At 72.0% G+C, this 18,460-nt stretch carries 20 protein-coding genes; 11 read left to right on the forward strand and 9 right to left on the reverse strand.

Annotation, left to right across the window (positions count from 1 at the left end; all coding sequences use genetic code 11):
- Positions 1-37 precede the first annotated feature (37 nt).
- Positions 38-2,056, forward strand: coding sequence for a HelD family protein (locus tag ACFYNL_RS25790; protein ID WP_388807362.1), 2,019 nt, complete (start codon positions 38-40; stop codon positions 2,054-2,056).
- A gap of 85 nt (positions 2,057-2,141) precedes the next feature.
- On the opposite strand, the gene ACFYNL_RS25795 is transcribed toward ACFYNL_RS25790, so the two are convergent.
- Positions 2,142-2,984 (reverse strand): nitroreductase/quinone reductase family protein, encoded by an 843-nt coding sequence (locus tag ACFYNL_RS25795; protein WP_388807363.1) that lies wholly within the window; start codon positions 2,982-2,984, stop codon positions 2,142-2,144.
- A 167-nt stretch (positions 2,985-3,151) separates the two neighbouring features.
- Here ACFYNL_RS25795 and ACFYNL_RS25800 point away from each other — a divergent pair, with 167 nt between their 5' ends.
- Both ACFYNL_RS25800 and ACFYNL_RS25805 read left to right on the forward strand, forming a co-directional pair.
- Complete coding sequence (locus ACFYNL_RS25800; RefSeq protein WP_388807364.1) at positions 3,152-3,775, forward strand: RraA family protein; 624 nt, start codon at positions 3,152-3,154, stop codon at positions 3,773-3,775.
- A 62-nt stretch (positions 3,776-3,837) separates the two neighbouring features.
- Positions 3,838-4,356, forward strand: a complete 519-nt coding sequence (locus ACFYNL_RS25805; protein WP_388807946.1) for an HAD domain-containing protein — start codon at positions 3,838-3,840, stop codon at positions 4,354-4,356.
- On the opposite strand, the gene ACFYNL_RS25810 is transcribed toward ACFYNL_RS25805, so the two are convergent.
- Complete coding sequence (locus tag ACFYNL_RS25810; RefSeq protein WP_388807365.1) at positions 4,325-5,218, reverse strand: NAD(P)-dependent oxidoreductase; 894 nt, start codon at positions 5,216-5,218, stop codon at positions 4,325-4,327. The genes ACFYNL_RS25805 and ACFYNL_RS25810 overlap by 32 nt on opposite strands.
- Before the next feature lie 114 nt (positions 5,219-5,332).
- On the opposite strand from ACFYNL_RS25810, the gene ACFYNL_RS25815 reads away from it, so the two are divergent.
- Positions 5,333-5,677, forward strand: a complete 345-nt coding sequence (locus tag ACFYNL_RS25815; protein ID WP_388807366.1) for a winged helix-turn-helix transcriptional regulator — start codon at positions 5,333-5,335, stop codon at positions 5,675-5,677.
- A gap of 208 nt (positions 5,678-5,885) precedes the next feature.
- Here the strand turns inward: ACFYNL_RS25815 and ACFYNL_RS25820 are convergent, their stop codons facing one another.
- Both ACFYNL_RS25820 and ACFYNL_RS25825 read right to left on the reverse strand, forming a co-directional pair.
- The gene (locus ACFYNL_RS25820) at positions 5,886-6,404 is read right to left on the reverse strand and encodes an AAA family ATPase (protein WP_388807367.1); all 519 of its coding nucleotides are present in this window, start codon (positions 6,402-6,404) and stop codon (positions 5,886-5,888) included.
- Positions 6,405-6,428: 24 nt separating this feature from the next.
- Positions 6,429-6,719, reverse strand: coding sequence for a hypothetical protein (locus tag ACFYNL_RS25825; RefSeq protein ID WP_388807368.1), 291 nt, complete (start codon positions 6,717-6,719; stop codon positions 6,429-6,431).
- Between ACFYNL_RS25825 and ACFYNL_RS25830 the strand changes: the two genes are divergently transcribed.
- The 4 genes from ACFYNL_RS25830 (at position 6,718) to ACFYNL_RS25845 (ending at position 9,420) form a co-directional block, all read left to right on the forward strand.
- The gene (locus tag ACFYNL_RS25830) at positions 6,718-7,293 is read left to right on the forward strand and encodes a DUF4240 domain-containing protein (protein WP_388807947.1); all 576 of its coding nucleotides are present in this window, start codon (positions 6,718-6,720) and stop codon (positions 7,291-7,293) included. The two genes, ACFYNL_RS25825 and ACFYNL_RS25830, sit on opposite strands and share 2 nt — an antisense overlap.
- 198 nt (positions 7,294-7,491) lie before the next feature.
- The gene (locus tag ACFYNL_RS25835) at positions 7,492-8,166 is read left to right on the forward strand and encodes a helix-turn-helix domain-containing protein (protein WP_388807369.1); all 675 of its coding nucleotides are present in this window, start codon (positions 7,492-7,494) and stop codon (positions 8,164-8,166) included.
- A 120-nt stretch (positions 8,167-8,286) separates the two neighbouring features.
- Positions 8,287-8,937 (forward strand): hypothetical protein, encoded by a 651-nt coding sequence (locus ACFYNL_RS25840; protein ID WP_388807370.1) that lies wholly within the window; start codon positions 8,287-8,289, stop codon positions 8,935-8,937.
- 150 nt (positions 8,938-9,087) lie between these two features.
- Positions 9,088-9,420, forward strand: coding sequence for a DUF2516 family protein (locus ACFYNL_RS25845; RefSeq protein ID WP_388807949.1), 333 nt, complete (start codon positions 9,088-9,090; stop codon positions 9,418-9,420).
- 68 nt (positions 9,421-9,488) lie between these two features.
- On the opposite strand, the gene ACFYNL_RS25850 is transcribed toward ACFYNL_RS25845, so the two are convergent.
- The 3 genes from ACFYNL_RS25850 to ACFYNL_RS25860 all read right to left on the reverse strand — a co-directional run bounded on the left by ACFYNL_RS25850 (position 9,489) and on the right by ACFYNL_RS25860 (position 13,127).
- Positions 9,489-10,787 carry a PP2C family protein-serine/threonine phosphatase gene (locus ACFYNL_RS25850; RefSeq protein WP_388807371.1) on the reverse strand — a complete coding sequence of 433 codons (1,299 nt, stop codon included), beginning with the start codon at positions 10,785-10,787 and terminating at the stop codon, positions 9,489-9,491.
- Positions 10,788-11,071: 284 nt separating this feature from the next.
- On the reverse strand, positions 11,072-12,157 hold the full coding sequence (locus tag ACFYNL_RS25855; protein WP_388807372.1) for an NlpC/P60 family protein: 1,086 nt from the start codon (positions 12,155-12,157) through the stop codon (positions 11,072-11,074).
- 178 nt (positions 12,158-12,335) lie between these two features.
- The gene (locus ACFYNL_RS25860) at positions 12,336-13,127 is read right to left on the reverse strand and encodes a class I SAM-dependent methyltransferase (RefSeq protein ID WP_388807951.1); all 792 of its coding nucleotides are present in this window, start codon (positions 13,125-13,127) and stop codon (positions 12,336-12,338) included.
- Between the two features lie 740 nt (positions 13,128-13,867).
- Between ACFYNL_RS25860 and mshA the strand changes: the two genes are divergently transcribed.
- Both mshA and ACFYNL_RS25870 read left to right on the forward strand, forming a co-directional pair.
- Positions 13,868-15,205: a D-inositol-3-phosphate glycosyltransferase gene (mshA, locus tag ACFYNL_RS25865; RefSeq protein WP_388807373.1), complete on the forward strand. Its 1,338-nt coding sequence runs from the start codon at positions 13,868-13,870 to the stop codon at positions 15,203-15,205.
- A complete protein-coding gene (locus tag ACFYNL_RS25870) occupies positions 15,198-15,698 on the forward strand; it encodes a YbjN domain-containing protein (protein ID WP_388807374.1) in 501 nt (166 codons plus the stop codon). The genes mshA and ACFYNL_RS25870 overlap by 8 nt, the downstream gene beginning before the upstream one ends.
- 24 nt (positions 15,699-15,722) lie before the next feature.
- On the opposite strand, the gene ACFYNL_RS25875 is transcribed toward ACFYNL_RS25870, so the two are convergent.
- Entirely contained in the window at positions 15,723-16,529 is an 807-nt protein-coding gene (locus ACFYNL_RS25875) for an AraC family transcriptional regulator (RefSeq protein WP_388807375.1), read from the reverse strand.
- 49 nt (positions 16,530-16,578) lie between these two features.
- Here ACFYNL_RS25875 and ACFYNL_RS25880 point away from each other — a divergent pair, with 49 nt between their 5' ends.
- Positions 16,579-17,025: a DUF2000 family protein gene (locus ACFYNL_RS25880; protein ID WP_388807376.1), complete on the forward strand. Its 447-nt coding sequence runs from the start codon at positions 16,579-16,581 to the stop codon at positions 17,023-17,025.
- Between the two features lie 36 nt (positions 17,026-17,061).
- Here ACFYNL_RS25880 and ACFYNL_RS25885 read toward each other — a convergent pair whose 3' ends face one another.
- Entirely contained in the window at positions 17,062-18,321 is a 1,260-nt protein-coding gene (locus tag ACFYNL_RS25885) for an MDR family MFS transporter (protein ID WP_388807377.1), read from the reverse strand.
- Positions 18,322-18,460: the final 139 nt, after the last annotated feature.

The raw sequence follows: 18,460 nt of genomic DNA on the forward strand, positions 1-18,460 counted from the left end.
TTTAACTCAGTCACGATTTTTGGGTACGCTCCATGGAATGACGTCACCCGACCCGGCCCTGCGCCACGCCCTCGCCCAGGAACGCGCCCATCACGACCGCTGCCGCGCCGCCTTCGCCGAGATGGTCGAGGGTGCCCAGGAACACGTCGTCACCGGTGAGGACGTCTCCGCCTCCGGCGCAGACGCCGAGGTCCTCGGACGCCGACTGCGCAGCCGCGCCAAGGAGATGCGCGAGCTGCCCGAGGGACCGCTGTTCTTCGGGCGCCTCGACTTCGGCGGCGACGGGCAGGCGCTGCACATCGGGCGGCTGCGGATCAGCGAGCATCCCGCCGAGCCACCCCTGGTGGTCGACTGGCGTGCTCCCGTCTCCCGCGCCTTCTACCAGGCCTCCGTCCACGACCCGCAGGGCGTCGCCGTACGGCGGCGGTTCGGCTGGGCGCCCGGGAGCTGCGGCGACTCCGCCGACCTCACCGGCCTGGAGGACGAGCACCTCGACCGGGGCGAGTCCCGGGCGAGCGAGATCGTCAGCCGGGAGATCGAGCGCCCCCGGGTCGGGCCCATGCGGGACATCGCGGCCACCATCCAGCCCGAGCAGGACGACCTGGTACGGGGCGACCTCACCCTCTCCGTCTGCGTGCAGGGCGCTCCGGGCACCGGCAAGACCGCTGTCGGCCTGCACCGCGCCGCGTATCTGCTCTACACCCACCCGCGGCGCATCCGGCGCGGCGGCCTGCTGATCCTCGGCCCCAACCGCACCTTCCTGGCGTACATCTCCCAGGTGCTGCCCGCGCTCGGCGAGACCGGCGTACGCCAGTCCACCCTGCGGGACGAGATCGCCCGGCATCCGGTCACCGGAGCCGACGACGACCGGGCCGCCGGGGTGAAGCACGACGTGCGGATGGCTCAGGTCCTGCGGCGGGCGCTGTACGCGCGGGTGGGCGCCGAGAAGGCGGAGGCCCTCGTGGTCCCCGACGGCTCGTACCGGTGGCGGGTCCCGGAGGGCGAACTGCTGCGGATCGTCGACGGGGTGCGGGCCGAGGAGCCGCCGTACGCCGTCGGGCGGGAGCGGGTGCGCACGCGGGTGGTGCGCTACATCCGGGACCGGGCCGAGCGCCGTGCCGGCCCGCAGGGCAACGCCTGGGTGCAGAAGATCTCGCGGGCGCGGGCGGTCGGGGCGTACGTCGACGCGGTGTGGCCGCGGGTCCGGCCCGAGGAGGTGGTCGCCGCACTGCTCACCGGTCCCGGGACGCTGGCCGCGGCGGCGGACGGGCTGCTGGACGCCGACGAGCAGAAGGCGCTGCTGTGGGCGAAGCCGCCCCGGTCGTGGAAGTCGGCGCGCTGGTCGGCCGCCGACCTCGTGCTGCTGGACGAGGTGGCAGGCCTCATCGAGCACCCTCAGGGGTACGGCCATGTCGTCGTCGACGAGGCGCAGGACCTGTCACCGATGGAGTGCCGGGCGATCGCGCGCCGTGCGGCCTTCGGCTCGATGACGGTGCTGGGGGATCTGGCGCAGGGGACGACGCCCTGGGCGGCACGGTCGTGGCGGACGGTGCTGCGGCACCTGGGGAAGCCGGACGCGGCGGTCGTACCGCTCACCGTGGGGTTCCGGGTGCCCGGGGCGGTGCTGTCGCTGGCCAACCGGCTGCTGGAGCGGCTGGACGTGGAGGTGCCGGCGGCCCGGTCGCTGCGCGGCGAGGGGGAGCTGCGGTTCCGGGAGGCGGGCGGAGACCTGCCGGGGGCGGTCGCGGCCGCCGTACGGGACGCGCTGGGCCGGGAGGGATCCGTGGGGGTCGTCGCGGCCGACGGCGAGGTGGAGCGGGTGCGTGCGGCGCTGGAGGCGGCCGGGATCGAGGCGGGGGGCGCGGACGAGCTCGGGGCGCGGGTGGCCGTCGTGCCGGCGGGTGTGGTGAAGGGACTGGAGTACGACCACGTCGTCGCCGTGGAGCCGGCCGCGATCGTGGCGGCGGAGGAGCGCGGGTGGCAGCGGCTGTACGTGGTGGTGACACGGGCGGTGGCGGGGCTGGAGGTCGTGCACGACAGGCCGCTGCCGTTCTGAGGGGTGCCGCGCGGTCGGGAGGGGGTGACTTCGAGGGGTGCCCGCCGTCGTCCGCCGCGGCACGGGAGGCACCCCTCGTCAGGTCCTACGCGGCGTCGAGGATCGGGATCAACTGCTCCTCCTCGTAGGCCAGATGGTCCTCCAGCGCCGCGGTGAGGCGCTCGACCTCGGCGCGGGCGGTGGCCGGGTCAGCGGCCTCGGCGGACACGGCGCGGCGCAGGTCCTCGACGAGCTCTGCGATCCGCTCGTGCTCCTCGCCCAGCCGGGCCAGCGCCGGCGCGAACTCGGGGTGGCGGTCGGCCAGGACGGGGAACATGCCCTGATCCTCGCCCGTGTGGTGGTTGTGCAGGCCGGCGCAGAAGGTCAGGCAGTTGACGCGGAGCTGGGCACCGAGGGTCGTACCGCCGTCCTTGCTCATCTCCTCGCGGATCAGCGCGAGTTCACGGCGGAAGGCGTCGTGGACGACCTTGATGGCCTCGCCCATGGAGGAGGCGTTGATGTTCGGCGGACCACCCCGGGCGATCTCCTCCAGGGCCACGACGGGTATCACCCGCTCCGTCTTCTCCTGGTACTCCGCCCAGCCGGGTTCCGCCTCCACGGCCCGCGCGAAGGCCCGGTCGCGCTCCTCGCCTTCGAGGACGACGGCCCGCGCCTCGTAGGTGAAGGCGCCGCTCTCGACGGTGACCTGCGGATTCGCGACGAGGTTGTGGAACCACGCCGGGTGCCTGGGGGCGCCGCCGGCCGAGGCGATGACCAGGACGCGGGCGCCGCCGTCGGGAAGGTAGCCGACGGGTGTGGTGTGCGGGCGGCCGGTGCGGGCGCCGGTGGTGGTGAGCAGCAGGAGCCTGGCACCTTCGAAGTAGCCGCCCACGCGGCCCTTGTTGGCGCGGAACTCCTCGATGACCGGTCGATTGAAGTCGTTGGGCAAGTCTCTCTCTTTCTCTGTCGCTGGTTTCCGTACGAAGGGAAGGCGAAGAGAAAGAGGCGGGCCCCTGGCCCGCCGCCCTGACCTCACTCAGAGGCCGGGCAACACCCAACTCGTTCACGGCACATGGCCGACCCGGCAGTCATGGGGCAGACGGTACCGTCCGTCCCATGACTGCCGCCACGGAATATCAGCAGATACCGACGACCACGCTCGCCGACCTGCTGGGGCGCGGGCAGGTGCTGGACCTCGGCATCCGTCCGCTGTGGGGGCCCGTCCCGCGTGTGGCAGGCCCGGCGTACACGGTCTCGTGCCCGCCCGGCGACAACCTGATGCTGCACGCGGCCATCCACCGGGCGCCCTCCGGTTCGGTCGTGGTGGTGGAGTCGGGCGACCTGGAGTACGCCTTGGCCGGCGGGAACGTCTGCGCCGTCGCCCAGCGCCGCGGGATCGCCGCGTTCGTCGCCGACGGGGTGATCCGGGACCTGGCCGAGGTGCGGGAGGCGGGCTTCCCGGTCTTCGCCCGGGGCGTCGTCCCGATCCCGGGCACCAAGGCGGCCGTACGGCCGCTGAACGAGCGGGTGCGGTGCGCAGGCGTGGCGGTCGACGCCGGGGACGTGGTGGTCGCCGACGAGGAGGGCGTCGTGGTCGTACCCGCCGCCCGCCGGGAGGAGATCCTCGCGGCGGCCCGGACCAGGCTGGCCGAGGAGGCCGCGCGGTCCCTCGACCAGTGGGAGGCCGCGCACCGGGCGCGGGTCGACCGGCTCCTGGCCGAGGGCGGGTTCGAGGGATGAGTCCGCCGCCGGTGTCCCGACCGCCTTCGATGCCCTCGTCGCGCCCGCCCTCGTCGCGGTCGGTGCTCGTCTTCCTCGACGTCGACGGAACCCTCGTCCCGTTCGGGGCGGACCGCCCGTACCCGCGGTACGAGCCGGCCCACCCGCTCCCCGAGTCGGCCGACCACCCCCTGCTCTCCCGGGTCGACCCCGGCCTCGGCGCCCGCCTGGCCGGACTCGCCGGGCTCGGCTGCGAGCTGGTGTGGGCCACGACCTGGCTGGACGACGCGAACGCCTGCCTCGCCCCCTGGCTCGGGCTGCCCGCGCTCCCGGTGGTGGACTGGCCGGACGAGGGCGGCGAACCCGGGCTGTGGCCCCGTGGCCTGCACTGGAAGACGCGTCCCTTGGTGGCGTGGGCCGCAGGGCGCCCCTTCGTCTGGGTCGACGACGAGATCAGCGGCACCGACCGCGCCTGGGTGGCCGGCCACCATTCAGGGCCGGCTCTCCTCCACCGCGTCGACCACCGCCACGGCCTCACCGACCGGGACTTCGCCGTCCTTCAGGAGTGGATCACCGCAGGTGGCGGGTCAGCAGCTCGCTGACCCGCAGGTACCCGTCCGTGCCGTGCCCGAGGGCGATGACGCGGCGGGCCTGCCCCTCGATCGCGCGCATGACGGCGGCGTCGATGCCGTGGGACTCCGACGCCTCGACGATGTGCGCCATGGTGGAGGCGCCGGAGGTGATCGGGTTGAGCTCGCCGGAGTAGGTGGCGTCGTCCACGTCCCCCGCGAACTCCTCGAAGAGCGGCGGCAGGATCGCGGCGATGCCCTGCGCGAAGGGAGTGAGCTCCCGCGCGGTGATGCCCTCGGCCCCCGCCACGGCCACGGCGTGCGCGAAGCCCGCCATCGAGGTCCAGAAGATGTCGAGCAGGGCGATGTCGTAGGCCGCGGCCCGGCCGATGTCCTCGCCGAGGTGGGTGTGGGCGCCGCCGAGCGCGTCGAGGACCGGTCGGTGCTCGCCGTAGAGCTCCGCGGAGCCGCTGTAGATGAACACCCCCTGCGGTGTGCCGATCGCCGTGGTCGGCGTCATGATCGCGCCGTCCAGATAGCGGATTCCGTGCGCGTCCGCCCACGCGGCGGTGTCCCGGGCGCGGTCCGGGGTGTCGGCGGTCAGGTTGACGACGGTACGGCCCTTGAGCGCGTCGGTGACCGCGTCCTGCCGCAGGACGGCGTCGGCGGCGTCGTAGTTCACCACGCAGACGACGGTCAGCGCGCTGGCGGCGACCGCCTCCGCCGCGGACGCGGCCGACGTGGCGCCGCGGCCGACCAGCTCCCGGTCCCGCCCCGGAGTGCGGTTCCAGACGGTGACCCGCACTCCGGCGTCCAGGAACGCGCTGGCCAGGGCCCGGCCCATCGGGCCGAGACCGAGGACGGTGACAGCGGACTCGGAGGCGTGTGTGGACATGAGTAACTCCCTGTAGGGTGAAGCCGATTGATGACAAAAGGGGTGGGACATGGCGGAGCAGGGCCTGGCCCGAAAGGGCGCGGTGAAGAGGGCCGTGGCACCCAGGGGCGTGGCATGACGCACCGGCGCCATGACCCGAACGTGTGCGGGGTGACCGCGGCGATCGCCGTGATCGACGGCAAGTGGAAGACGTCGCTGCTGTGGCGGCTGGAGGACGGCCCGCACCGCCCGGCCGAACTGCGCCGCCGGCTGCCGGGGCTCAGCGAGAAGGTGCTGACCCAGGCGTTGCGTGAGATGGAGGCGGACGGACTGGTGCACCGGCAGGTCTACGACGTCCTGCCGCTGAAGACCGTCTACTCCCTGACCGACTTCGGCCGCGAACTCGCCGAGGCCCTCGGCCCGCTCTCCGACTGGGGGCACCGCCGCCTGGAGAGGCTGACGGAGAGCAGGTCGGCCTGATCCGTCGCTTGGACCGGTCGGTCCTGGACCGTTCGGTCCTGATCCGGTCGATCCTGATCCGGTGGGTCACCTCCCTCGTGGTGTCGAGCCGGTCCTGCGGTGGCCGGGTGCCTCGCCGATCACGCGTATCCAGGTTCTGATGTTCGTCGGCCGCTGCCAAGTACCCACAAAAAAGTGGGTACCGCAGATGACGTGCGGTTCGGGTACCTCAGCAGCCGACGGCCGCCGCGATCCGCCGGGCGGCCTGGGCGGGCGTGAGGCGAGTGGTGTCGACGACCTCGGCCTCGTCGTGCAGCCAGGTGCGGGCCGCCTCCGCGTAGGGCTCCAGGTAGCGGAGGCGGAACGGCGAGGGCACGGGAGTGGCCCGCTCGATGCGCTCGCGGAGGGTGTCCTGGTCGGCGTGGAGCACGAAGTGCCGTACAGGGATGCCGTGGTGGGCGAGACCGGCGCTGATCTCGCGCCAGTACTGCTCGACCAGGACCGTCATGGGCATCACCAGAGTGCCGCCGGTGTAGTCGAGTACGCGGCGCGCGGTCTCCACCACGAGCTGCCGCCACGGCGGCCAGTGCTGGAAGTTGTCCGTCCCGGGGAGCCCCGGCGCGATGTCCATGAGCGTCTCGCCGACCTTCTCCGCGTCGAGCACCCGGGAATCCGGGATCAGCGGTTGCACGAGTGCACTGGTCGTCGTCTTGCCCACGCCGTGGGTGCCGTTGAGCCATACGATCACGGAACCCACGCTAGGCGCTCAGTCTCAGGACCGTGTGCCCTGCGCCGCTTCGCACTCGGCAGCGAACTCGTCGAGGAGCTCGAACAGGACCCTGATCGCGTGCTGTTCCTCCTCAGGCGGAAGGTTCCAGAGGTCGTCCCAGCCGTTCGGGAGGGCGATGTGCGGGACCTGGCCGGGCCAGGCATGGTTGCAGTCGCGTCCGCGACGGGCGACCAGCCGGTCGTGCCAGCCGGTGAGCCGCGCCCGCCTTTCAGACGCTCGGCAGGGTCCGCCATGCGTTGTCAGAGGCGCCTGGCACAGTGGCGCTGTGGACATGGATTCCTTCTGGGGGCTCATCGAGGAGTGCCGGCGTCAGGGGCGGGGCCGGGACGGACGGCTCGCGTGGCTGCGTGACGAATTGTCGCGACGGCCGCTCGCTGAGGTCGTGCAGTTCCAGGTGCGCTTGGACGAGGTGACGCACGAAGCGTTCACGTGGGATCTGTGGGCAGCTGCGGACCGGATCTTCGGGGGCTGGTGTTCGGATGACGGGTTCTGCTACTTCGGCCTGTGGATGGTAGGACTCGGCCGGGAAGCCTTCACTCAGGCGGTCGCTGATCCGGATGCCCTGGCCGCCACCCCGGAGGTCCAGGGCTTGGTGGGCCGTCCGCGGGAGGTATGGAACGACGACTGGCCCGGGTGGGAGTCGCTCGACTATGTCGCCATGGAGGCGTACCGGATCTCGGCCGGTGTGGACGACGAGTGCGGCGATGCCTTCTACGAAGCCGTCGACGCGGAGCGGGGCGATGGAGGCGGTAGCACCGGACCGCTCGGCGAGCGTTGGGACGTCCGATGCGAGGACGAGGCAGCACGCAGGCTGCCGAGACTGAGCGCGATGTTTCCCCTGTCATAGTGGCCCGGACGCGAGCGGGCGTAGCCAAGGTCGACTGAGACGGACGGACGGCCCGGTGGTTCGGACGGACCGAGACCGGTCCGCCTTCAGCGAGTCGTGTCACGGGACACCCGGTTGCTCGGCCCGCCGCACGTGGCATGGCGCACTTTTGCAAGCAGGTGCTTGCAATAGTTAGCGAGAGTGGTGCAAGGTGGAGGCATGGCATCGCTCAACGTCGGCAATCTCGGCGAGTACCTGCGTGAGCAGCGGCGCAACGCGCAGCTGTCACTGCGGCAACTCGCCGATGCCGCCGGGGTGTCCAATCCGTACCTGAGTCAGATCGAGCGCGGGCTGCGCAAGCCGAGCGCGGAGGTGTTGCAGCAGGTCGCCAAGGCGCTGCGGATCTCCGCCGAGACGCTGTACGTGCGGGCCGGCATCCTCGACGCCGAGCGGGACCGTGACGAGGTGGAGACGCGCGCCGTCATCCTCGCCGATCCCACGCTCAACGAGCGGCAGAAGCAGGTACTGCTCCAGATCTACGAATCCTTCCGCAAGGAGAACGGGTTCGGGATATCCCCCGAGGCGGGGGAGGCGGCCGAGTCGGTCGACCTGGCCGAGGCCGTCGGCTCGGGCTTGGGCGCCCATCACGGCGACGGCCACCGTGACGACCACCGCGACGGCGCGGCGGTCCTCGACCGCAGTGACGCGGGCGACGAGAGTGACTTCGGCGACTCCGCCGTACGTCGCGGCCGTACGACCCGCACGAACAGCACGGCCGACGGCGGCCGCAAGTCCGCCGAGCGCCGTACCCGCACCACCCGCACCACCCGCACGACTCGTACGTCCGACGGCACCGAAGCCGACCCGGAGAACCCGAACGACCCGCGGCAGTAAGACGGTTGACCACGCGCTGCCCGACGCACGCCACGACCCGGCACGCGTCGGCGTTCAGCCGTACGGCCCGCCGCGGCATCCAAAACCCTCACCTCGAAGCAACCCGGGAGGACCATCACCATGGCCATCACCGACGACCTGCGTAAGACCTTCAGCGACCCGACCCCGCTCTACTTCGCCGCCGGCACCGCCGACCTGGCCCTCCAGCAGGCCAAGAAGGTGCCCGGCCTGGTGGAGCAGCTGCGCACCGAGGCGCCGGCCCGGTTCGAAGCCGTGCGCAACACGGACCCGAAGGCCGTCCAGGAGAAGGCCACCGCCCGCGCCAAGGAAGCAGGAGCCAAGGCCAAGGAGGCGCAGGAGACCATCCAGACCAAGGTCACCGAGTTCATCGGCAGCCTCGACGCCGACGTCAAGAAGCTCGGCAGCAATCTCGACGCCGACCTGAAGAAGCTCGGCGAGACCGCCCAGGACCTCGCGCTGCGCGGTGTGGGTGTCGCCGCGGAGTACGCCGTCAAGGCCCGGGAGACCTACGAGAAGGTCGCCGAGCACGGCGAGCAGGCCGTGCGGACCTGGCGTGGCGAGGCGGCCGAGGAGATCGAGGAGCTCGCGATCGCCGTCGAGCCGAAGGCGGAGCCGGTCGAGGTCAAGCAGGACAAGGCCGAGGCGAAGCCGGCCGAGCCGAAGCCCGCCGCGGCCGCCAAGGCCCCCGCCAAGAAGGCCCCGGCGCGCAAGCCCACCGCCGCCAAGAAGACGACGCCGCCCGCCAAGTAACACGGACGGGTGAGAAGCGGCCGCCGGACCCGGGCCGGGCACTTACGGAGTGCCCGGCCCGTTGTTCGGGTAGCGGTCCCTCCAGTGCGGGTACGGTGACCGCGTAGGTACGAGCCGATAGAGCCGATACGGGTGGTGGACGTTGTGCTGATGGAGGGCTTCCAGGGATTCCTGTGGCTGCTGAGCATGGCCCTGATTCTTTTCAGCGGATTCGCGCTGATCGACGCGGCCATCCGCCGTGAGGACGCCTATCGCGCCGCCGACAAGAAGACCAAGCCGTTCTGGCTGATCATCCTCGGGCTCGCCTTCGTGGTGAACCTGATCTTCAACATCCTGTCGTTCCTGCCGATCATCGGCCTCATCGCGACGATCGTGTACATGGTCGACGTCCGCCCCGCGCTCAAAGGCCTCCCGGGCGGAGGCCGCAGCAGAAGGGGCTCCAGCAGCGACGGCCCGTACGGCCCGTGGAACGGCGGCCGCTGATCAGGCGGAGGACCGACGCCGCCGGGCACGCCCCGTAGGGGGCGCGGGGCTTCGTCGGCGGGCCCCGATCACACGCCTCGGTCGAGCAGCAGCACCGCCACGTCGTCCGTCAGCTCGCCCCCGTTGAGGTCGCGCACCTCGTTCACCGCGGCCCGCAGCAGTGCCTCGCCGCGCAGCCCCTCACCCAGCTGTCGGCGCACCATCTCCACCATGCCGTCCTGGCCGAGCCGCTCGCGGCCGTCACCGACGCGTCCCTCGATCAGCCCGTCGGTGTAGAGCATCAGGCTCCACTCGGCGCCCAGCTCCACCTGCATCCGAGGCCACCGGGCGCCGGGCAGCAGCCCGAGCGCCGGCCCGTTGTTGTCGTACGGCAGCAGCCGCGCCGCCCGACCCGGCCGGGCCAGCAGCGGCGAGGGGTGACCCGCGAGGCACAGCCCCGCCCGTCGGCCGTCCGGTGATATGTCCACCGTGCAGAGCGTCGCGAAGATCTCGTCGTCGGACCGCTCATGCTCCAGCACCTGCTGCAGCGTCCCGAGCAGCGCGTCCCCGCACAGCCCCGCCAGCGTCAGCGCCCGCCAGGCGATCCGCAGTTCCACGCCGAGCGCGGCCTCGTCGGGCCCATGGCCGCAGACGTCGCCGATCATGGCGTGCACGGTGCCGTCGGCGGTGCGCACGACGTCGTAGAAGTCACCGCCGAGCAGCGCGCGCGAGCGCCCGGGGCGGTAGCGGGCGGCGAACCGCAGCGAGGAGCCCTCCAGCAGCGGCGTCGGCAGCAGACCGCGCTCCAGACGGCGGTTCTCCTGGGCCCGCATCCGGCCCTCGGCGAGCCGTCGCTCGGCGGTGTCGGAACGTTTCCGTTCCACCGCGTACCGGATGGCCCGGCTCAGCAGCCGCCCGTCCAGCTCGTCCCGGAAGAGATAGTCCTGAGCGCCGACGCGCACGGCCTCCGCGCCGCGCTCGGCGTCTCCGGAGGCGGTGAGGGCGAGGACGGCGTGCCGGGGCGCGAGCTCCAGGACATGGCGGAGCACGGCCAGCTCGTCGTCGGTGGCACGCCCGGGCGCCTGGAGGGCTAGGTCCAGCAGGATGCAGTGGACGTCGTCGGTGAGCAGCCGCTCGGCCTCGGTGAGGTTGCGGGCGGTGCGCACACGGATCGGCTTGCCGGCCGAGTCGAGGAGTTCGGGCACGATCGGCGAGCCGCCGGGATCGTCCTCGATCAGCAGCAGCGTCAGGTTGGTGTGAGCGGTGTTCTCTACCGTTTCTTCCTTACGCGGGGCCTCTTCCGTGGAGGTGCCGCCTGGGGATGCGGCCTGCGCCTGACCACTCTCCACGGCCGGGATCGCTCTCTGCCGCGGTATGGGTACGGGCATCGTCTTGAGTTCCTTCCCTCCCCCCGAGGGCACGGTGGGAACGAGGGACCTCGATCCACCGACGGGGACCATAGCGGTAGTCGGCGCCGCAACGGAATGGCGTGAGCCACGCCGCGTTGACGCTCGCCCCTGTCATATGCCGCGTTCCCTACCGCAGTTGGACAGGGCGGAAGTGTCTTCGGGATGACGAAGGTCACGTCGGCGCCCGATTTCGGAGCGATGTGACGTGGGGTGGGTCACGTGGCAGGCGTCACGAGGCACCCGTCACAAGCCCCCCTGAATCCTCATGCATCCGGGCGAACCACCCCGAGGATGGGCATCGAGCCGGCCCCCGCGACGGTCACCGTCCGCCCCGGACGCGGGGCGTGGATGATCGCGCCGTCGCCGATGTACATGGCCACATGGCTGGCGTCGGCGTTGTAGATGATGAGGTCGCCGGGGCGCATGTCCGCGATGTCGATGCGCTTCAGCTGCCTCCACTGCTCCTGGGAGGTCCGCGGGATGCCGCGCCCGGCGCTCACCCAGGCCTGCGACGTCAGCCCCGAGCAGTCGTAGGTCTCCGGACCCTCGGCGCCCCATTCGTACGGTTTGCCGAGTTGCTCGGAGGCGTACTCGACCGCCTTGCGGCCCTGCTTCGACGCCTTGCTGTCGAGGTCCTTCAGGACGCCGGAGTCCAGCCAGGCGGTCTGCGCCTTGCGGGCCGCGGCCTCCTCCAGCTGGGCGAGGCGTTCCTTCTCCTCCTTCTCCAGCCGGGATTCGAGCTTCTCGGCCTCCGCGATCTGCTTCTCGATCTTCTTCTGGGCCGCCGCCTTGGCCTTGCGGCCGGCCTCCAGCTTGTGCCACCGGGCGGAGGCGTCCTTGGCGTACAGCTCCAAGTCCTGCTGGGTGCGGGCCATCTCGGCCAGCAGTCCCTTGGTCGCGCGCTGCCCCTGCAGCACCCGTCCGGCATCGTCGAGGAAGTCGCGCGGGTCGTCGCTGAGCATCAGATGGGCCTCGTCGGGCAGTCCGCCGGAGCGGTACTGGGCCGCGGCCGCGGCGCCGGCCCGCTTCTTCAACTCGGCGAGCTTCTCCTTGCCTTCGACGATCCGCTTGGCCAGCGCGACGATCTGGGCGGACTGCTTCTCGGTCGCCTCCTCGGCGGCGTTGTACTCGTCGGTGGCGACGGACGCGGCGTGGTAGAGCTTTTCGAGCTTCTGGCGGACCGCCTCCAGCTCTTCGTTCGACACGGTCGCCGCGGAGGCGCTGGGGCTGGGATCGGGTGCCGCGAACGCCGTGCCCGGTGCCGCCAGTACGGTGACCGCGCAGACGACGGCCACGGCGGCGAGGACGCTGCGCCTGCCCACCGGAAGGGTGCGCTTGCCCCGTCCCATACCTCTTCCCCCAAACCTGATTTACCGTCAGTAACATACGGACGCTTGGGGGATCGTGCCATGCCACGGCGCAAAACGACAGGGGCAGTGACTCTCTCCCCCGCGCCCTCCGTGGTACGACGATCTCCCCGCCTTTGTGACGAACGACTCACGGAGATCGTTCCATCGGGCCACGAAGTCAGCCCCGTGGGGCCAACGCCTCCCACCGGACCGTCACTTCCCCCTGCCGCCACCGCACCGGCCCGTCCACCACCGGCCAGTCGCCCGCGAGATCCCGTACCGCGCGGATCCAGCGCTGCCGCGCGCCGTACGACGCGTAGGGCGCCGCGGCGGCCCAGGCGCGGTCGAAGTCCCGCAGAAAGGCGTGCACCGGCTCGCCGGGGACATTGCGATGGATGAGCGCCTTCGGCAGCCTCTCGGCGAGATCCGAAGGCCGCTCCAACGACCCCAGCCGCGTCGCGAAGGTCACCGTCCGGGGCCCCTCCGCCCCGAGCGCGACCCACACGTGCCGACGCCCGATCTCGTCACAGGTCCCCTCCACGAGCAGCCCGCCACGGCCCCCGGTCGCCGGATCGGCGGGCGCGAGCCGCGCGCACAACCGCTCCCAGACCGCCGCGACCTCGCTCTCCTCGTACTGCCGCAGCACATTCGCCGCACGCACGAGCGTCGGCCGCTGCGGGATCGGGATCTCGAACCCCCCGTGCCGGAAGACGAGCCCCTCCCGCTCGTACGGCTTCGCCGCGGCGACCCGCGCGGGCTCGATCTCCACACCCACCACACGCACCCGCGGCGCCACCATCCGAAGCCGCACAAGCAGCTCCACGGCGGTCCAGGGGGCGGCCCCGTACCCGAGGTCGACGGCGACCGGATCCCCCGCACGCCGCAGCTCGGCCCCGTACGTGTGAGCGATCCACCGGTCCATCCGACGCAGCCGATTCGGATTAGTGGTCCCGCGAGTGACGGTGCCCACAGGTCGGGCAAAGGCGCGGGAACTCATACGTACGAGGGTATGCGCCGCCCGCGACCCCAAGTGAGCACCACCCCCACGGCCCAGCTGGCCGCCCCGCCCGCCCCCGGCTCACGGCCGCACCCCCAGCGCCCCGCCCGCCTCCGGCTCACGGCCGCACCCCCAGCGCCCCGCCCGCCTCCGGCTCACGGCCGTACCCCCACCGCCCCGCCCGCCTCCGGCTCACGGCCGTACCCCCACCGCCCCGCGGCCGCCGACGGCGCAAGGGGCCGTGCCGGGGGGTGCCCGCCCGCAGTGGCCGGCGTCAAGAAACAGCACTTCCAGTCGCCGCCCGACCGCCGGCCCGAGGACGGACACCCCCCGGCACGGCCCCGACCCCCCACCGACGCAACGCGCACCCCACCGCCCTCGGCGTGCCGCAGTCACAACGCGCACCCCACCGCCCTCGGCGTGCCGCAGTCACAACGCGCACCCCACCCGCCCCTGACCCCCACCGGCGCAACGCGCCCCCCACCCCCGCCATGCCGCAGGCACGACACACCCCCCAATCCCGATGCGCCACAGGCGCCGCCCCCCTCAAGAGGCCACCGACCACCCACCCCCCGAACAGTTGAGCGACCCCCGGTAACGCCTAGGCAAAAACCGCCCCGCCCGGAATGGGAACCCCTCCCTCCGGCGTTGCACCGCCTTGGAGGGCGCCCACACCCTCCACCCGGCATGCCCGCAGCAAGGAGGAACGCCACGTGAGCCAGTACGTGAGCAGGCTCGGGCGCCGCGCCCAGGCCGCCCCCCACCGGCTGCGCCTGCACCGCCGCCCCCGCCGCGTAGCCATGCTCTCCGTGCACACCTCACCGCTCCACCAGCCCGGCACCGGCGACGCCGGCGGCATGAACGTCTACATCGTGGAACTCGCCCAGCGCCTCGCCGCGATCAACATCGAGGTGGAGATCTTCACGCGCACCACGGCGACGGACCTCCCTCCCACCGTCCAGCTGGCCCCCGGCGTCCTCGTCCGCCACATCGACGCGGGCCCGTACGAGGGCCTCAACAAGGAGGACCTCCCCGCCCAGCTGTGCGCCTTCACCCACGGCGTGATGCAGGCCTGGGCCGGTCACCGCCCCGGCTACTACGACCTGGTCCACTCCCACTACTGGCTCTCCGGCCACGTCGGCTGGCTCGCCGCCCAGCGCTGGGGCGCCCCCCTGGTGCACGCCATGCACACCATGGCGAAGGTCAAGAACGCCAACCTGGCCGACGGCGACACCCCCGAGCCCGCCGCCCGCGTCATCGGCGAGACCCAGATCGTGGCCGCCGCGGACCGCCTCATCGCCAACACCTCCGAAGAGGCCGACGAACTCGTACGGCACTACTCCGCCGACCCTGACACGGTCGCCGTGGTCCACCCCGGCGTGAACCTGGACCGCTTCACGCCCGCCGACGGCCGAGCAGCCGCCCGTGCCCGCCTCGGCCTCCCGCAGGACGCGCTGATCCCCCTGTTCGCGGGCCGTATCCAGCCGCTGAAGGCGCCCGACATCCTGCTGCGCGCGGTGGCCGTGCTGCTGGACGAGCACCCCCACCTCCGCTCCCGCGTCGTCGTCCCGGTCGTCGGCGGCCCCAGCGGCAGCGGCATGGCCAAGCCCGAGGGCCTGCAGAAGCTCGCCGCCCGACTGGGCATCGCGGATGTCGTACGGTTCCGCCCGCCCGTCGGTCAGGAGCAGCTCGCCGACTGGTTCCGCGCGGCATCCGTGCTGGTCATGCCCTCGTACAGCGAATCCTTCGGCCTGGTGGCCATAGAGGCACAGGCGGCCGGCACCCCCGTCCTGGCGGCAGCGGTGGGCGGCCTCCCGGTGGCCGTACGGGACGGCCGTACCGGCTTCCTGGTGCAGGGCCACAACCCGGCCGACTACGCGCGCGTGCTGCGCGCCTTCGCCGACGACCCGCACCTGTCCCCGCGGATGGGCGAGGCCGCCGCCCGGCACGCGCAGTCCTTCGGCTGGGACACCGCGGCCGCCGCCACGGCGGACGTCTACACGGCCGCGGCCCAGGCCCACCGCCGTCGCGTACGCTCGCACCATGGCTGACGAACAGAAGGCGGCGCGGATCGTCGAGGGAGCCCTGAAGGACGCCGAACTCGACTTCGAGAGCCCGGCCCCCGGCAACTACGTCGTCAAACTCCCCGGCACCGACAAACTGTCGACGACGGTCTCCCTCCTCGTGGGCCGCCACTCGCTGTCGCTGAACGCCTTCGTCATCCGCCACCCCGACGAGAACGAGGGCCGCGTCCACCGCTGGCTCCTGGAGCGCAACCTCAAGCTGTACGGCGTGAGTTACGCCGTCGACCAGCTCGGCGACGTCTACGTCACCGCCAAGCTCCCACTGGCCGCCGTGACCGCCGACGAGATCGACCGCCTCCTCGGCCAGGTGCTCCAGGCGGCGGACGGTGCCTTCAACACCCTCCTGGAACTCGGGTTCGCCTCCGCGATCCGCAAGGAGTACGAGTGGCGCGTGGCGCGCGGTGAGTCGACGCGGAACCTGGACGCGTTCGCCCACCTGACGAAGCGGTCCGCCGACTGAACGCCCGCGCGACCTGAACGACGCTCAGCGCGCGCTGCCGCGGTAGCGCCCCGGCGGCACGCCCACCAGCTTCCGGAAGTGCCTGGTGAGATGGGACTGGTCGTAGAACCCCGTCGCGGCGGCCACCTCGGCGGGTGAGCGGCCGTCCAGGAGCAGGCGACGGGCGCGTTCGACGCGGCGGGACATCAGGTACTGGTGCGGGGCGATGCCGTACGCCGTGCTGAACGACCGTACGAGATGGGCGGGATGGGCGTGCAGCAACTGCGTCGCCTCGTCGAGGGCGAGGCCCGCCACGACGCGCTCGTCGAGCAGCTCGCGCAGCCGACGGGCGAGGACCGGGTCGCGACGCGGGACGTCCCTGCGCCTCCCGGGACGCAGGTGGCTGCGCAACCGGTCGCTGACGAGAGTCAGCCTGCTGTCCGCCTCCAGCTCGTCGCCGGGATGGGTGAGGGCCGTGTGCAACTGGCCGACGCACAGCCGCAGGGCGGGGTCCCGCAGGTCGGGGGAGTCCACCGCCGGGCCGATCAGATCCTCGCCCAGCCGGGTGCTGTCCAGGTACAGGACGCGTTTGCGGAAGCCGTGCGGGGTGGCGGGGGAGCCGTTGTGGGGGACGTGCGGCGGGAGGAGGGACACCGTGTCGTGCGGGGTGCCGTGCTCGTGCCGGTCGAGGTCGTAGCGTACGGCGCCGTCGTCGACGATGAGCAGCGTCCAGGCCTCGTGGACGTGCATCGGGTAGGCGTACTCGGTGAAGTGGGCGTGGAAGACCTCGGTGACGCCCGGGACGGAGGGGCGCCACGCGGAGACTTCCTGGCGGTTCCGGGCGGCGGCCATGCAAAGAACGTACAAGACCGTGCCGTACGGCGGCCGCCAGTCTCGTCCTATGAGCGATGAGGCATCCGTGAGTGATGAGGCACCGGTCCGTTTCGACACGAAGATCGCTGTGCTGCTGCGCGAGGATCTGGAGCCCTGGCAGCGGCTGAACGTGACCGCCTTCCTGGTCAGCGGCCTTGGGACGCAGGTCCCCGAGGTCATCGGGGAGCCGTACGAGGACGCGGACTCGGTGGCGTACCTGCCGATGTTCCGCCAGCCGGTCCTGGTCTTCGAGGGCACGAAGGAGATGCTGACGACGGCTCACGCGCGCGTGCTCTCCCGTTCCCTCCCGCGCGCGGTGTTCACCTCCGACCTGTTCACCACGGGCAACGACCGCGACAACCGGGCGGCGGTGCGGGCCGTGGGCACGGCGGAGCTGGACCTGGTGGGGCTGGCGGTGTACGGGCCGAGGAACGCGGTGGACAAGGTGGTGAAGGGGGCGCGCATGCATCCGTGAGACACACCAGGGCCCCCGGCGGGCCCGGTCGGTGGCTCAGGCCGCGCTGACCTCCGGCTTCGCGTCGGCCGGCGTCACGGTGGAGGCCGGCTCCTCGGCCGGCATCCACCGCATCAGCGTCGCGTACCCGATCCCCGCCGCCGTACCGACGACGGCGCACATGCCCCACAGCCACTCGGCGCCCCAGCGGTCGATGACGAAGCCGGACATCAGGGGGGCCACCAGGGCCGCCACCGACCACGACAGGGTGTACATGCCCTGGTAGCGGCCGCGCCCCTGGGCGGGGGAGAGGCGGACGACGAGGCCGGTCTGGGTCGGCGCGTTCAGCATCTCGCCCAGCGTCCACACGCACACCGTCAGCGCGACGGTCCCGACCGATCCCGCGAACGCGGTGAGCGCGAAGCCGTACCCGGCGAGCAGAGACGACACGACGAGGATCCGCCCGGTGTCGCGGCGTTCGATGAAGCGCGTGAGCGGGATCTGGAGGGCGACGATCAGGACACCGTTGACGGCGATCGCGAGCCCGTAGTCGGCGGGGGAGAACCCGGCCTCACCCATGGCCACCGGCAGCCCGACCGAGCCCTGCTGGAAGACGAGGGCCACGAGGAAGGACAGCCCGACCACGCCCATGAAGCGCCCGTCACGCAGCACGGTGCCGAGTCCGATTTCCGCCTCGGCGGCCTTCTCGGTGGCCGTGCGCTCGGGCCGGGACTCCGGCACCTTCATGAAGACGACGACCGCGCACACCATGGTCATCCCGGCCTCGATGAGGAACCCGGCCAGGTAGCTGGCCTCGGCGATGAAACCGGCGGCCATGGAGGACACGGCGAAGCCGAGGTTGATCGCCCAGTAGTTGAGCGAGAAGGCCCGCACCCGGTCCTCGGGCCGGACGATGTCGGCCATCATCGCCTGCACGGCGGGCCGGGAGGCGTTGGAGGCCGCACCGACGACGAAGGCGACGGCGGCGATGGCGACCGGGTGGTGCATGAACCCCAGCACCGCCACGGAGACGGCGGTGGCGACCTGCGCCAGCAGCAGCGTGGGCCGCCGCCCGAGCCGGTCGGTCATGACCCCGCCCCCGATGGAGGAGACGACCCCGCCCAGTCCGTGCAGCGCCGCGACAAGACCGGCGTAGGAGGCGGAGTACCCGCGGTCGAGGGTCAGGTACAGGGCCATGAAGGTGGCGACGAAGGCGCCGAGCCGGTTCACCAGGGTGCTGGTCCACAGCCACCAGAACTCACGGGGCAGCCCGGAGACGGATTCTCGGGTGGCACGTCTCAGCGCGGCGACGGACACGCGTACTCCCCCACAGATGTAAGAATCAAAAACGGCATGCGCAACTTACGACTCCGCCGCGGCGCGCGACCACCGAATTAACAGATCCCGTCAACCGTCCGCTCCTCGAACGGGGGGCTCACCCCGCCAAAGGCTTCGA

It is taken from the genome of Streptomyces sp. NPDC007808, from assembly GCF_042868655.1.
Taxonomy (GTDB): Bacteria; Actinomycetota; Actinomycetes; order Streptomycetales; family Streptomycetaceae; genus Streptomyces.

Excerpts from the sequence above, each read along its gene's own strand:
- ACFYNL_RS25815 (WP_388807366.1), top strand. The coding sequence starts at position 5,333 with ATGACGCACCGGCGCCATGACCCGAACGTGTGCGGGGTGACCGCGGCG.
- ACFYNL_RS25835 (WP_388807369.1), top strand. The coding sequence starts at position 7,492 with ATGGCATCGCTCAACGTCGGCAATCTCGGCGAGTACCTGCGTGAGCAG.
- ACFYNL_RS25855 (WP_388807372.1), bottom strand. The coding sequence starts at position 12,157 with ATGGGACGGGGCAAGCGCACCCTTCCGGTGGGCAGGCGCAGCGTCCTC.
- ACFYNL_RS25790 (WP_388807362.1), top strand. The coding sequence starts at position 38 with ATGACGTCACCCGACCCGGCCCTGCGCCACGCCCTCGCCCAGGAACGC.
- ACFYNL_RS25850 (WP_388807371.1), bottom strand. The coding sequence starts at position 10,787 with ATGCCCGTACCCATACCGCGGCAGAGAGCGATCCCGGCCGTGGAGAGT.
- ACFYNL_RS25810 (WP_388807365.1), bottom strand. The coding sequence starts at position 5,218 with ATGTCCACACACGCCTCCGAGTCCGCTGTCACCGTCCTCGGTCTCGGC.
- ACFYNL_RS25830 (WP_388807947.1), top strand. The coding sequence starts at position 6,718 with ATGGATTCCTTCTGGGGGCTCATCGAGGAGTGCCGGCGTCAGGGGCGG.
- ACFYNL_RS25800 (WP_388807364.1), top strand. The coding sequence starts at position 3,152 with ATGACTGCCGCCACGGAATATCAGCAGATACCGACGACCACGCTCGCC.
- ACFYNL_RS25870 (WP_388807374.1), top strand. The coding sequence starts at position 15,198 with ATGGCTGACGAACAGAAGGCGGCGCGGATCGTCGAGGGAGCCCTGAAG.
- ACFYNL_RS25880 (WP_388807376.1), top strand. The coding sequence starts at position 16,579 with ATGAGCGATGAGGCATCCGTGAGTGATGAGGCACCGGTCCGTTTCGAC.
- ACFYNL_RS25845 (WP_388807949.1), top strand. The coding sequence starts at position 9,088 with ATGGAGGGCTTCCAGGGATTCCTGTGGCTGCTGAGCATGGCCCTGATT.
- ACFYNL_RS25875 (WP_388807375.1), bottom strand. The coding sequence starts at position 16,529 with ATGGCCGCCGCCCGGAACCGCCAGGAAGTCTCCGCGTGGCGCCCCTCC.
- ACFYNL_RS25840 (WP_388807370.1), top strand. The coding sequence starts at position 8,287 with ATGGCCATCACCGACGACCTGCGTAAGACCTTCAGCGACCCGACCCCG.
- ACFYNL_RS25825 (WP_388807368.1), bottom strand. The coding sequence starts at position 6,719 with ATGTCCACAGCGCCACTGTGCCAGGCGCCTCTGACAACGCATGGCGGA.